We start from the raw sequence: 13,934 nt of genomic DNA, 5'->3' as shown, positions 1-13,934 counted from the left end.
TTGAGAATTAGGATGGAAGTAGTGATACGGCTAGCCATTCATGGGCTAGTTGCAAATCAATTCAGCAGGTATTGAAACACATGAGTAAATCGCGACGACACCAGGACACCTTAAAGGGGCGACTGCTTCAGTACATCTGGCTGGCTATCCCATTAGGAGTCGTCGGGTTAGTAGCCGTTTTTGCTCTGATGCAAGGGCGAAACATGCAGCAGAGCCAGGAAGAGCCAGCTGGACTCGTTGATGAATTTGTGGTGGATACGCCTGGTGCAACTTTGCCGCCTCTTCCTGAAGGAATTGCCTTGCCAGGCACCGCAATTCCCGATTTAGGACAAGAACACGTCCCGGCTGACCAGCAGGTTGAATACAACTCAAATCCACCAACCTCTGGCCCACACCATGAAGAGTGGGCCCGCTGGGGAATTTATAACGAAGCTCCTTCAGATGAACAGCTTGTTCACAACCTGGAACACGGTGGCATCATCATCAGCTATAACCCTGCCCTGGTTGAGGCGGAAGATCTGGAGCAGATTAGACAACAGGCAGAGGAGTTAAGCGCGATTAATCCTCGAATTATTGTCACACCACGCTCAGAAATGCCAAAGGCGATCGCCCTGACTGCTTGGGGCTACCTGCAAGAGCTAGAAGCTTATGACGCTGCTGTAGTTGATGAGTTTTACAACGCTCACATTGCTCGTGGCCCAGAATGCCAGGACGGGCAGTGCCCTAATTAGCCTTGAGAGATACCGGGGAAAGTCATTTCTTGTGGGGCGAACGGCCGTTCGCCCCTACTTAAGGCATTGACTAACGGTAGCTACAACGGATTGTGATAGAGAATCAAAATCATATCCGCCCTCCAAGCCAAAGACAGTGCGTCGGGTGATTTGCAGACAGAGTCTTGTGAATACGCCGTAATCCTCTGGTTGGAGTGCGATTTCTGCTAGCGGATCGGCTTGGGTCGCATCATATCCAGCGCTGACAATCAGCAAGTCAGGTTGGAAGGTACTAAGAAACGGAATTACTTTTTGCTCAAACAAGGGCTGGTAGTCTGCCAGGGTGCTACCCCGTTGCATCGGCAAATTCAGCACGTTATTAAAAGCGCCCCGTTCGTCCGCATCGCCAGTACCGGGGTAGAAAGGAGATTGGTGCAGTGAGCAGTAGGCTATCTGGGCATGGTTTTCGGCGATCGCTTGAGTGCCATTGCCGTGATGCACATCCCAGTCAAGGATTGTGACGCGATTTACCCCCGGTTGCTGAAGGGCGTAGTGAGCGGCGATCGCTGCATTTGCAAAGATGCAAAACCCCATGCCTCGCTGGGGCATCGCGTGATGTCCGGGTGGACGCGCCAGCACAAAGGCAGGTTCTCCGGTTGCCAGTGTTTGATCAATGCCGTCCAGCCAAGCGCTAGCCGCAAGCAGAGCAACATCATAGCTGCGGGGGGAAACAATCGTGTCTTGATCGATATAGCCACCGCCTCGGTTAGCTAGCTGTTGCACCGCAGCGATGTACTGCTGGGGATGAATTGCCTCTAAAGCAGCCATGAGCCGATCGCTTTGAGCGTGGATAGGTGTGGGCGATCGCCAATCCAACTGATCAGCCCAGGGTGCAGCTTTGAGAGCTTTTGTGATGGCAGTTAAGCGACCTGGTTTCTCAGGATGATAAACGCCAGTATCATGATCCAAAAATTCATCGGAATAAAAAATAGGCAGCATAGCCTCAGTCCAAAAGTTTAATTTTAGAGCCTACTTAAAGGGAGGGTCGTTTGGGCGATCGCCTGACTAGCAAAGGGTTAATGGAGGTTTGGGCAGGTTAATCTGAATTGCCAAAAGTTAAATATTTAAAGATGCATCATAGAGACTTTATAGATTTTGTCCTCGTTCTAGCAACACAATTTAGATTATTGAAGTCGTTAGAATTGACGGGAATGCATCTTCTTCGAGTACTGAGGGTTTTAAATACAGGTATTTCTCTGAGTTAGTTTTACCTGACCTAAGTGGTTCCATCAGTGGTTCCATCAACCGACCAGCCACCCATCGACGATGAGCCAAATTCCACAGACCCATCCTGCTACCACTTTAGGGGGACGCTACAAAGTCATCAGCCAACTGGGTGCTGGTGGGTTTGGTCAAACTTTTTTGGCGCAAGACCTCCATTTACCAGGGCATCCTCGCTGCGTCGTTAAGCGCTTGCTGCCACAGACGAGTGACGACAAAAGCCTGCAAATGGCGAGACGCTTGTTTGACACCGAAGCCCGAGCGCTCTACCAGTTGGGCAGCCACAACCAGATTCCGACTTTGTTTGCTCACTTTGAGGAAAATCAAGAGTTTTATCTGGCTCAAGAATTTATTGAAGGTGAATCGCTCACCCACCCGCTGAGGAAAGGAAAAACCTGGCCCGAAGATCAGGTAATTGCCTTATTGCGAGATATTCTTCAGGTTTTGGTGTTTGTGCATGAGCAGCAGGTGATTCACCGGGATATCAAGCCCTCTAACCTGATGCGGCGGCGCAAAGACGGACGAATTGTGCTGATCGACTTTGGTGCAGTGAAGCAGGTCAGCACTCAAAGCGCCAATCCTGACACAGGCATCACTGATTTGACGGTTTCGATTGGGACTCAGGGCTACATTCCAAATGAACAATTAGCCGGCAAGCCGCGCTTTAGCAGTGACGTTTACGCAGTTGGAGTGATTGGAATTCAGGCTTTAACTGGCATTCACCCAAAACGCCTGGGAGACCATCCTGAAACTGGAGAAATAGACTGGCGCGATCGCGTCCCCGAAGTCAGTTCTGAACTTGCAGAAATTTTGGAATGCATGGTGCGCTATGACTTCCGCGATCGCTACCCGACTGCCGTAGAAGCCCTGGAAGCCTTTCAAGAACTCCCAGTTGGGGTGACCGAGTTTTTACCGCCCCTACCTGAATTTGTCGACACACCACTGGAATCTTCCTTTTCAGGTACAGAGACGACCGCGTCAGAGCTGATATCCGCCTCCACGAGCGTGTTTAATCCTTCCGACACGACCGTTCAAATTTCAATGCTATCTCTAGAGTCAGAGACGGCTCCCTGCCAGATTCAATCGGATGAACTGAATGGAAATGGGCTTGAGAACCCTGAGCCAGCATCCACTCCACTCCAGGCTTCACAGAAGAAAGAACGGTCGTTCGGCTATAAGCGGCGATTGGCAAAGCTTGGCTTTGGGTTAGGACTGGCTGGGCTCGCCACCGCAGGTACAACGTTCGTCGCGATGCAGACGGATGCTTTTTTGCAGCCTGTTAGCCCTCCGATTGAAACGGTTGGTTCTCATGCGGGCACTCCCGCTATGCCAATGATTCGCTCCCTTGCGGCTCCAAACCTGCCTGCACCAGAAGAATGGGCAGCAAAAATGCAAAGCCGTGCCGATCGCCTGCTACAGAGTGGGCAGTTTCAACAAGCGCTAGAAGCATACAACGGACTACTTGCCCTTGAGCCAGCGAATGCTAAGGCGTACTGGGGACGTTGTCACAGCCTTACCTATTTGCAGCAACCTGCCGAAGCTGCTGTCGCCTGTGACGATGCCTTGGCGATCAACCCCAATTATGCTGAAGCTTACTGGAGTAAAGGACGAGCTTACCGAGAGCAGGGGCGATCGCTCCAGTCGCTCAGGCTATTTGAACGGGCAACCCAACTAAAGCCAGACCTGGTTGGGGCGTGGGTTGATATGGGCATCACGTTACAAAGCTTTGGGCGATCGGTGGAGGCAATTTCGGCGCTAGACCGAGCGATCGCCCTTGATCGCAATTCCGTAGAAGCTTGGGCTACTAGAGGGCAAGCGCTGTGGAACTTGGGTCGCTTTGATCAGGCGATCGCATCTCTCGATAAAGCCTTACAAATTCAGCCCGATCATCCACAAGCTGGCCCTTTACGTCAGCAAGCACGAGAACGATTGGGTTATTAATAGCCGTTAGTAATTAGTAGTAGTAATTAGTAGAAAGTAGTTACCTGTCTTTTTAGGCAGGTTGTTGGAGGCGATCGCTCTTAATCCACTCCGACACCCCTTCAATATTGCCTGTACTTACCAACAGAACTCTGCTTTTCGTTACTAACTATACAAGAGTAAGTGAGTCAAGCTCTTAACCTGCAATCAACAGCCGAATTAGATTGCAGACAAGCGCAACGAAATGGATCTCGGATCGAGCATTTGTCTCAATCTCAGCAGATATTTGGACTCTTAACTCAGGTTAGTTAAGAGACTGTTGGACTTGACCCACTTTTCAGGAGACAACTATGCCTTCAGTTGAAATTCCCGCGCATCAAGCAGGTGACTTTTTTGTTGATTACGAAGAGAAAGTATTTCCCGATGTGCAGGCAGAACCGGGCGAAAAAGCTCTCGTAACATTCCACACTGTTGCATTTGAAGGATCGATTGGTCTGGTCAATCTACTGCAATCGCTGCGTCTGCTGCGTAAAGGGTTTGAGACTTCAATTTTGCTGTATGGGCCCGGAGTCACCCTGGGCGTTCAGCGAGGCTTCCCAAAAATTGGAGATGAAGCATTTCCTGGACACCAAAACTTCAACAATCAGCTCAGCAAGTTTATGGCTGAAGGGGGAAAGGTTTATGCGTGCCGCTTTGCCCTGCAAGCGCTGTATGGTCATGGTGAACCGTCTCTGATCGCCGGAATTCGCCCGATCAGCCCCCTCGATGTGTTGGACTTGGTGCTGATGCACCGCAAGGAGGGAGCCTTCATTTTAGACACCTGGACACTGTAGGGAAGAGGTATTGGTCATCGGTCATTAGTGATTGGTCACTTGTCATTGCTTGTTTATCATTTGTGACTTGTCATTCTTCATTGGCTTCTACACTTGTAAATAACTAATGACAAGTGACCGATGACCCGACTTAACATCACTCACTATCTCCCCCGTTAAGGAAAATCTATGGATTACTCACGAACTGTTAGGGCGGCTGCGGTGCAGATTAGTCCAGTGCTGTTTAGCCGCGAGGGAACGGTTGAGAAAGTGTTAGAGGCGATCGCCCAAGCTGCCAAAGCAGGGGCAAATCTGGTTGTATTTCCAGAAACTTTTGTTCCCTACTATCCCTATTTCTCATTCATTCAACCCCCCGTGTTGATGGGTAAGGAACACATGCGGCTTTATGAGGAAGCTGTAGAGGTGCCGGGAGCAGTGACAGAGGCAGTGAGTCAGGCTGCTCGGGCTGCCAACATCGTTGTAGTTTTAGGGGTAAATGAGCGGGAGAATGGTTCCATCTACAACGCTCAACTCATCTTTGATGCAGATGGAACACTTGTGTTGAAGCGGCGCAAAATTACGCCAACTTATCATGAGCGGATGGTATGGGGGCAAGGAGATGGGTCGGGGCTAAAAGTGGTGAACACTGCGGTGGGAATGGTTGGTGCTCTTGCCTGCTGGGAACATTACAATCCGCTTGCCCGCTATGCTTTGATGGCACAACATGAACAAATTCACTGTGCTCAGTTTCCTGGCTCAATGGTGGGACAAATCTTTGCTGACCAAACGGAAGTCACGATTCGCCATCACGCTTTAGAGTCAGGTTGCTTTGTGGTGAATGCAACAGGTTGGCTCACACCTGAGCAACTTGCCCAAATTACGCCAGACGAAAAGATGCAGCGGGTGTTAACAGGTGGCTGCCACACTGCGATCATTAGTCCGGAGGGAACTCACCTTTGCCCCCCTGTGACAGAAGGGGAGGGGATGGCGATCGCCGATCTAGACTTCTCTCTTATCACTAAGCGTAAACGAATGATGGATTCGGTCGGTCACTATGCCCGTCCTGACTTACTTCAGCTTCGTCTCAATATCGATGCAAGACCGTTTATGAGCGCAGAGATGCACCATCAGGCAATCCCTGCTGAACAATTGCTGAATGGAGAAGCAGCTAACGAGCATGAACAAACAAAACTTGATTACGGAGTTACAGTCTCACGGTTTGCGATGGATTGATTCAGCCGTTGGTGCATCAGGGCGTAAGGGTGGTGCAGGGCCTTCAGACCATAAAGCAATAACTATTGATGACACGACGGTGATGGTACCCATTTTCACCGATGGAGCGGCTGAATCACCCTATGCGGTTGAAGTTGGGGATGCTCAAGTGCTGCCAATACTGAAGCTAGACGGGAAGGCGATCGCCCCCATCTCATTTCCTACACAGCCAAAGTTTTATAGTCTCACTACTGCTGACGGCATTCCTTATTGGAAGATTGCTTTGCTCCATTCTCATGATGTGCTGGCAACTACCGTACTGCAAACCTGTATGCGCTATGGCGATCGCGCCACAGCCTGCCAGTTTTGCGCCATTGGTCAATCTTTGGCAGCAGAACGCACGATCGCCCGTAAATCACCTCAACAGTTGGCAGAAGTGGCAGAAGCCGCTGTGCGTCTGGATGGGGTGAAACACATGGTGATGACGACAGGAACGCCAAATACAAGCGATCGCGGTGCTGCTTATCTAACTGAGTGCGCCAAAGTGATTAAATCTAGGGTAAATCTCCCAATTCAGGCACAGTGTGAACCACCCGATGACTTTATCTGGTTCGAGCGAATGCAAGCGGCTGGAGTAGACAGCCTGGGAATGCATTTGGAGGCGGCTGACCCACAGGTTCGAGCCAAAATTATGCCAGGTAAAGCAGAAGTACCGCTTGAGTATTATTTTGAGGCATTTGAGGCGGCTATGAAAGTGTTTGGTCGGGGACAGGTGAGTACTTACCTGTTGGCAGGATTGGGCGACTCACTTTCTACGTTGTTGGAAGTCTCGCAAAAGCTAATTGATGTCGGTGTTTATCCTTTTGTAGTGCCGTTTGTGCCGATCAGCGGTACTCCTTTAGCAAATCACAGACCACCCAATAGTGAGTTTATGTTTGCGCTCTATCAGCAAATTGGAGCAATGCTGCAACGATCGGGACTGGCTTCTACGGAAGTTAAAGCAGGTTGCGCCAAATGTGGTGCTTGTTCTGCTCTTTCAACCTTTGAAACGTCTGCTTAGTCCTCCGTAACCATACACTGCAATATCATTCATGACTACCTCATCCTACACTTACAAGTTAGCGGCTTCAGCTTCTGAATATGAGGCGTATTGCGAATTGCGGCAAATGATTTTTGCAGAAGAACAAGGCTTGTTTGAACGGAATGATGAGGATCAATGGGACGCGATCGCCTATCCTATTGTCACTCTCAACGCATCAAAACAAGTGGTTGGTGTAGTGCGAATTTATGAGACAGAGCCAGAAGTCTGGTATGGCGGCAGGCTTGGTGTTCATCCTGATTACCGTCGTGTTGGGCAAATTGGGCGTGGTTTGATCTACAAAGCTGTAACCACTGCAAACACCTGGGGCTGTCGTCAATTTCTGGCAACCGTGCAGCTTCAAAACGTGAAGTTTTTCCGGCGGCAGCATTGGCACTCACTTGAAGAAATAGTGATTTGCGATCGCCCCCACCACATGATGCAAGCAGACCTGGAATACTATCCTCCCAGCAGCGAACCTCGTCCCGCTATTGGATATTGGAGATTAGGAATGAGAGAACTAGAAGCCTCATAACAATCAATTGTGAAACTCATTGAATTGGTAACAACCCTACGTCAATCCATCGGGGTGCTACAAAAGCAAGATATCCAGCTTGCCGCTAAATACCTAAAGCAATTCTCACCTTCACTCCCGATCCCTAATCCCCAATCCCCGAACCCCCTCATTGGTGATGACTGTGCTGCCATCCCTGACCGGGATGGCTACCTTCTCCTAGCAGCAGAAGGGATGTGGGATGTACTAGTGGAGTCAGAACCTTGGTTTGCGGGTTGGTGCGCCGTTATGGTAAACGTCAGTGACATCTATGCAATGGGAGGTCACCCGATCGCCGTTGTAGACACCCTATGGGGCACATCTGCAACAGTTATAGAAGCAGTCTGGGCAGGGATGACGGCTGCTTCAAAAGCTTACAGCGTGCCAATTGTAGGCGGGCACAGTAACTATCACAGCCCCTACAATGCGCTGTCGGTGGCGATTTTAGGACGAGCAACTCACTTGCTCAGCAGCTTTAATGCTAAGCCGGGAGATACATTGCTGCTGGCGATCGACCTCCAGGGTAAGGCACATCCCAAATATCCGTTTTGGAATGCTGCTACCTCTGGTGCTTCCAATCGTCTTAGAGAAAACTTGGAGCTATTGCCAAAACTAGCAGAGACAGGACTTTGTGATGCAGCTAAAGATGTCAGCATGGGAGGTATTATTGGCACTCTCCTGATGCTGCTAGAAACCTCTAGATGCGGTGGCGTGGTTGATTTAGAGGCGATCGCTCCCCCCCCAGACTTAACCCTAGAAAAGTGGTTGCTCTGTTTCCCCAGCTATGGCTTTTTGCTCAGCGTTCGTCCCGAACATGTTGCAGCCGTTCAAACCTGTTTTCGGGAAAAAGAATTGAGCTGTGAGGCGATCGCCCAAATTACGGATTCTCAACGATTAATCTTGACTCACAAAGGTGAAACAGAGATATTTTGGGATTTTACACAAGAGAACTTGACAGGGTTTGCACCAACTGGATGATTAGGTTACTCTTGATTCGTCAAAATTTTCCACCCAAGGCAATTGGAATCACTCTTCAATAAGTTGTTGCAGCTAAAGAATAAAGACAGTGATAGAACTCCCTTAGAAGATTTTTTCACTGAAATATTCGCTTTTCTACTCAAAACGCGGACCAGCATTCTGGTTGATCTACTTAATCAATTCACCATCTCATCCATTAAGCAACCAGATTTTATCTACCTCTCAACCCAGGAGAGTTTTGATACCTTGGCAAATCATGCTCATGCGAGTAGACCAGATGTGTTTATTGAAGTGGCATCAGGTGATCAGAGAGACATCATTTTTATAGAGTCAAAAATTGGCTCAGCCGAAGGCTGGGAGCAGTTGAAGCGGTATGCGGAACATCTAAATCATTTGCACAATATCAACAATGGTATTTTGCTATTCATTACAAGGGATTATGAGCCGAAGAATCAGGATGAAATTCTAAAGATCTGCGATCGCACAAAAATAAAATTTTTACAGCTTCGTTGGCATGAGATATATCATTTTCTAAGTAAATACCAGGAAGATTTTCTACTCAAAGAAATTAAAAGCTTCATGGAGATTAATAATATGTCTCAGAGCGGTCAATTTAGCGCGATCGATATTTTAGCTTTGACGAACTTCTCGAACGCAAGAAGCATCATGGATGAGACATTATTAGGAGAAGTCGCTGAAGTATTTCGATCAGTCTGTGGTTCCATGTCTGAAATTGGAACTGCCTCGACTCAACTTAGACAACATAACCGATATATTATCAGCAGCGATCGCAGAGGTGATATTTGGGTTGGGCTAGGTTACTGGATGAATCCATCCGTTACGACAAATTATCCTGAAGTTGGTATTTTGATTGAGGCAATTCCAAATGCTACAGATCGAGAACAGATTTTGAAAGCAATGCTTGAGATTGTACAATCTAGCTCTGGCAAGTGGCGTGGCAACAACTTAGCTCAAGTAAAAAGCTGGGCAAGCATCATGCAGGTAAAACCTCTACACACCTTTATATCAGGGGAAGATCATGTGGCGTCAGTGAGAACGTATTTCAAAGAAACTTTGGCAGACGTTTACAGGATCAGACAGGAATACGTACATCTCCCCTGGAAATTCTAGTTAACGATGAACTCACTTCGGACTGCCTTTTTTACCTATTCGACAAAGCCTAGAGGCAGCGTGGTGCATACGCTAGAGGTGGCGGAGGCTTTACAGGAATTGGGGCACTCTGTTTGTGTTTATGCTTTGGATAAAGACGGCACAGGATTTTATCGATCGCTCCAGTGTGATTATGTTTTGGTACCTGCAAAAGAGGTGATAGGCGGAATCGACCAGTTAATCAAACAAAGAATTCAGGAGTTTGTAGACTATCTGAGCCAGGAAAAACCAGTTTATGACTACTATCACGCGCAGGATTGCTTAAGTGCAAATGCTTTGTCGGAGCTGCGATCGCGCCATCACATTCCTCACTTTGTGCGAACGGTGCATCACATTGATGCGTTTAATAGTCCTTACCTGCAAACCTGCCAGGACCGATCGATTCGGGAACCTGATTTGTGCCTTTGTGTAAGCGATCGCTGGCAAACTGCCCTACAGGAGCAATACCAAATTCATGCCCCCAAAGTAATTAATGGTGTGAATACGACTTACTTTTCCTCTAATTATGATGGTTCTGAAGCCGATGTGAAAAAGCTAGGACTGAGCGGTCGGCCAATTTACCTCACCGTCGGCGGCATTGAGCCTCGCAAAAACTCGATCACTCTCCTGCGAGCCTTTGCTCAAGTGTTAACTCATTATCCTAATGCTCAACTGGTGATTGCAGGAGGGGCAACGCTGTTTGACTATCAGCCTTATCGCGATGAGTTTTTCCAACTTGCTGAAAGGTTAGGAGTGGTGATCGCCAAGTCACTCATCTTACCGGGAGTCATCTCCACCGCTGAATTGCCTGCTCTTTATCGCATTGCCGATGCTTTTGTTTTTCCTTCCCTCAAGGAGGGATGGGGACTAGTGGTGCTGGAAGCAATGGCTTCTGGTATTCCCGTAATTACTTCAAATATTGCTCCATTTACTGAGTTTTTGTCTGAGCGAGAAGCACTTTTGGTTGATCCAGAGAGTGAGGAGGCGATCGCCCAAGCCATGCAAACCATTGTTCAACCTCAGATAGCCCAGTCTTTTAAGGAGCAAGGCATTCAGGTGGCTAAGCGCTACACCTGGAAACAGTCTGCCAAGCTCCACTTAACTCACTATCAACAGCTTTCAACTTCTCCAGTCCCTAACCCTCAATCTCACCATGCCAGAAATCCGCTTTCAAATTGAACTACCCGACGGTTCTCAGGAAGTTTGCTACTCACCTTCTCTAGTTGTGCGTCAGTATTTTGAGGAAGGAAGTGAGTATCCGTTAACAGATTTTGTTGAGCGATCGCGCACTGCTTTGAATATTGCTAGCGATCGCGTCAAAGCAAAATACGGCTTTTCGTGTAGTTTGGCGATCGGGCAACTGCGCCAGATTGAAACAATGGCAACAAAATATGCAGAGTTACCTGACCCGAAAGTGCGACTGATCAAATTTATCGAGAATTAGAAAAATCTTTCAACGAAATACTGTCACATTTAGAACAATTGAGCCATCGCTAAACTCGTGCAATCCGTGGTCATTCCGTTAAAAATGAGGCTGTCTGTTATACATTAGGCTGAGTGGATGGAGCAAAGGGATTGCCCTTTGGGTAAAGCGCATGACAGATAGCGGCAGGAGCAATAGCCCCTTCAGGCTGATGTTGGTTGACGACGACCGGGCTTTTCGGGCGGGGCTACGGATTTGGCTAGAGCAATTCTCAGACTTGGAAGTGATCACTGAAGCAGGAGATGGAACTGCTGCTCTGCAAGCGCTAGCAACTTATAGCACGGCTTCTGCATCCTCAATCGCAATTGATTTGGTCATCCTGGATTTGGGATTGGGCAGTGCTGATCCTGAGCAGATTCAAGGGCTAGATTTGTGTCGGCAGATTTCCTCCCAGTATCCGGCGATCGCCATCCTCCTGCTCAGTTCCATGACGGAACCTGTGATGCTAGCAGCGGCACGGCGATCGGGCGCGAGAGGATATTGCCCTAAACATACTGAAGCAGCGGAACTAGCAGCAATCATTCGGCAGGTTGCAAGAGGTGGATTTCGCTGGGTTCAGCCTACAACAGAGGGACTTGCGGCAGTTGTCGCTTCCCCTACTTCGGGTTCTGTTCGATCGCAACCTATCGTGAAGTTGCCGACTCCATTTGCTATTTTTCGGCGAAATTTGCGGCTGTCAGGATTACAGCAGATTGAGTTAGCACTGTCTGATGTAACAAACCAACTGCAAAACTTAGATTTGTCGCTGCTGGATCGGGCAGTTTTAGCAGGGCAACAGCGCGAACTGCGGGCTTCTCGCTGGCTGGTGCGACGGTTATTGGCAACTCCGACTGTACTAGAACCGTCAGATGCAGTGACGCCGCAGTCAGATGCAGCACCGTCGGATCGCCCTGCTCGACAACTTGAGCAAACCAACGCAACTCAGCCTTCCGGGGACGCAGAACTCACGGTGATAACGCCATCAGAAAATGGATTAGCTAATGCCCGTAATTTGCAGGCAGCGCTGTTTGATGCGATCGCCGCAAAACTGCAAAGCACTCTGCAAAACCAAACTAAAACACCGCTAGAAATTGATATTCTGCGAGAAGAAAAAAAGCGGGAATTGCTCTATTTAATCTTGCGGCAGTTAGAGGAAATTTTGGATGAACTGCGCTTTTCACAGGTGCAACCTGGACAGTTAGAGGAGAAGCGATCGCTGCTTTTGCAAGACCTTTGGGGAGCCGTAGTTACAGATTTTTTTGGCAAATATTACACCATTTCAATAGGCAACGCCGAAATAGAAGTAGCTAGCACATTACTTCAAGATGTTGAAGTTGTGCAGAGCGCCATTCTGGATAAAATCCCATTTTTTGACGATTTGCTGTCTCATTTGCTCTTTCAAACGCCACTAATTCTCGAGGGGATTCCCTATGTACCTGGCTCACCTGAAGCAATGCGACGAGCGGAATCTATTCTTGAAAATCTGATTATTCAGGTTGCTAATGCTGTGGTGCAGCCCTTACTCAACCGCTTTGCCAATGCAGAAACAATTAAGCAAAACTTTTATGAATATCGCTTACTTTCAATTCGAGAAGTAGAACGATTTAGAAATAACTTGTCCTGGAAATATCGCTTAGAAAAATACTTTGGCGAACCTAAAGCAATCTTTGAAAGCCAGTATCCCCTGTTTATTCTTTATGGTCGTGGCATTCAGAGAGTAGCAGTTTATGCGCCTCGTGCCCAAGAGCTAGAGCAATTATCAGGGCTTCAGTTTACGGTGACTCTAGCGTTAGAAACCCGTGATGCGATCGCCCCTCGCTTCCGTTCCGCTATTTCTTTTGTCGGCACTGGGCTAATTTATGTACTGACCGAAGTAATTGGTCGCGGCATCGGGCTGATCGGTCGCGGCATTCTTAAAGGGGTTGGCACCGCCTGGCAAGACGGCAAATATAACCGCAACGAACGCCAAAAGTAATAATGATCTTCTGAAAAGGGTCAAAGATAGAAGGGCATCCCACTCCGTGGGATGCCCTTCTATCTTTGACCATAATTTTTAATTTGCTGTCCTCTGATAGTCTGCCTTTCAGACTAGGCAGTGACCAAAATCAGTGGGTTGAGTGAAGGACATCACCCATTTAGGGTATTCTCCATCACCTAAAGCTCTCTGAACAATCACAGGCGATCGAGTAGCTGCGTCACTCGACCGTTGAGAAGAATGCTCGATAGTGAGAGTCAACAACCCGGAGTCCTGTTTCGTCGAGAAAAACCGTTTTTAGCACTTTTAGAGGTTATTCATGAAATCTTCGCAAGATTCCCAAACTATTACGCTTTTCTCCAAACCAGAAGCAGGTAAGGTCGAGCAAACCATCACCTCTACTGAGTCGGGACGGGTGAAGTTTCAAGGAAGCTATTGGCCCGCTCAGTTTTATTATCCAGATTCTCACCTGTCTGCAAATCCTGAAGAAGTTGTAACTATTGTGGGACGGCAGGGAATCACTCTACTCGTCGTGCCAAAGGGTAGCCCACTGCCCGGTGAGTTTTCCTCTAATGCCCCTATTCAATCTGACAAAGACGATCTTCGCAGCTCTGAATGGAGCCAGAGGCTCAGTTCTAGACTGTCTGTTTTGCTGAAACTCAAGCGAAGTGATGATGGCGATCGCTACCTCTTTCAAGCGTAATCTTAGTTAGCTGATGTTAGCTGTATAACCGTAGAATGGGTTAGCGCAGTGTAACCCATACAGAAGTTGGGTTTCGCTACTCCGCCCAACCTACACGATTC

Annotated in this window: 13 protein-coding genes; 12 read left to right on the top strand and 1 reads right to left on the bottom strand. The window is 48.3% G+C overall.

What is annotated here, in order from left to right; all coding sequences use genetic code 11:
• Positions 1–80 precede the first annotated feature (80 nt).
• The gene (locus tag H6G00_RS28340) at positions 81–731 is read left to right on the top strand and encodes a DUF3105 domain-containing protein (RefSeq protein ID WP_190646432.1); all 651 of its coding nucleotides are present in this window, start codon (positions 81–83) and stop codon (positions 729–731) included.
• Positions 732–785: 54 nt separating this feature from the next.
• On the opposite strand, the gene H6G00_RS28335 is transcribed toward H6G00_RS28340, so the two are convergent.
• On the bottom strand, positions 786–1,709 hold the full coding sequence (locus tag H6G00_RS28335; RefSeq protein ID WP_190799286.1) for a histone deacetylase: 924 nt from the start codon (positions 1,707–1,709) through the stop codon (positions 786–788).
• 327 nt (positions 1,710–2,036) lie between these two features.
• Here H6G00_RS28335 and H6G00_RS28330 point away from each other — a divergent pair, with 327 nt between their 5' ends.
• From H6G00_RS28330 to H6G00_RS28280, 11 genes are all read left to right on the top strand, one after another.
• On the top strand, positions 2,037–3,932 hold the full coding sequence (locus tag H6G00_RS28330) for a serine/threonine-protein kinase (protein WP_190799285.1): 1,896 nt from the start codon (positions 2,037–2,039) through the stop codon (positions 3,930–3,932).
• Positions 3,933–4,261: 329 nt separating this feature from the next.
• A complete protein-coding gene (locus H6G00_RS28325) occupies positions 4,262–4,744 on the top strand; it encodes an MSMEG_0572/Sll0783 family nitrogen starvation response protein (RefSeq protein ID WP_190646435.1) in 483 nt (160 codons plus the stop codon).
• A 168-nt stretch (positions 4,745–4,912) separates the two neighbouring features.
• Entirely contained in the window at positions 4,913–5,956 is a 1,044-nt protein-coding gene (locus tag H6G00_RS28320) for a Nit6803 family nitrilase (RefSeq protein ID WP_190799284.1), read from the top strand.
• Positions 5,901–6,995, top strand: coding sequence for an MSMEG_0568 family radical SAM protein (locus H6G00_RS28315; RefSeq protein ID WP_190799283.1), 1,095 nt, complete (start codon positions 5,901–5,903; stop codon positions 6,993–6,995). The genes H6G00_RS28320 and H6G00_RS28315 overlap by 56 nt, the downstream gene beginning before the upstream one ends.
• Before the next feature lie 31 nt (positions 6,996–7,026).
• Positions 7,027–7,548, top strand: a complete 522-nt coding sequence (locus H6G00_RS28310; protein ID WP_190799282.1) for an MSMEG_0567/Sll0786 family nitrogen starvation N-acetyltransferase — start codon at positions 7,027–7,029, stop codon at positions 7,546–7,548.
• A gap of 9 nt (positions 7,549–7,557) precedes the next feature.
• Positions 7,558–8,544 carry a sll0787 family AIR synthase-like protein gene (locus H6G00_RS28305; RefSeq protein ID WP_190799281.1) on the top strand — a complete coding sequence of 329 codons (987 nt, stop codon included), beginning with the start codon at positions 7,558–7,560 and terminating at the stop codon, positions 8,542–8,544.
• Positions 8,545–8,607: 63 nt separating this feature from the next.
• The gene (locus tag H6G00_RS28300) at positions 8,608–9,675 is read left to right on the top strand and encodes a PD-(D/E)XK nuclease family protein (protein WP_190799280.1); all 1,068 of its coding nucleotides are present in this window, start codon (positions 8,608–8,610) and stop codon (positions 9,673–9,675) included.
• Positions 9,676–9,681: 6 nt separating this feature from the next.
• Positions 9,682–10,872 carry an MSMEG_0565 family glycosyltransferase gene (locus tag H6G00_RS28295; protein WP_190799279.1) on the top strand — a complete coding sequence of 397 codons (1,191 nt, stop codon included), beginning with the start codon at positions 9,682–9,684 and terminating at the stop codon, positions 10,870–10,872.
• Entirely contained in the window at positions 10,847–11,137 is a 291-nt protein-coding gene (locus H6G00_RS28290) for an MSMEG_0570 family nitrogen starvation response protein (RefSeq protein WP_190646441.1), read from the top strand. The genes H6G00_RS28295 and H6G00_RS28290 overlap by 26 nt, the downstream gene beginning before the upstream one ends.
• Positions 11,138–11,288: 151 nt before the next feature.
• Entirely contained in the window at positions 11,289–13,130 is a 1,842-nt protein-coding gene (locus tag H6G00_RS28285) for a DUF3685 domain-containing protein (RefSeq protein ID WP_190799278.1), read from the top strand.
• Between the two features lie 319 nt (positions 13,131–13,449).
• Complete coding sequence (locus H6G00_RS28280; protein ID WP_190646443.1) at positions 13,450–13,833, top strand: NfeD family protein; 384 nt, start codon at positions 13,450–13,452, stop codon at positions 13,831–13,833.
• Positions 13,834–13,934 lie beyond the last annotated feature (101 nt).

Source organism: Leptolyngbya sp. FACHB-541, assembly GCF_014695875.1.
Classification (GTDB): domain Bacteria; phylum Cyanobacteriota; class Cyanobacteriia; order Elainellales; family Elainellaceae; genus JAAUTN01.
The sequence above is the reverse complement of the archived record's forward strand: the minus strand, read 5'-3'. Positions and strand labels throughout refer to the sequence as shown.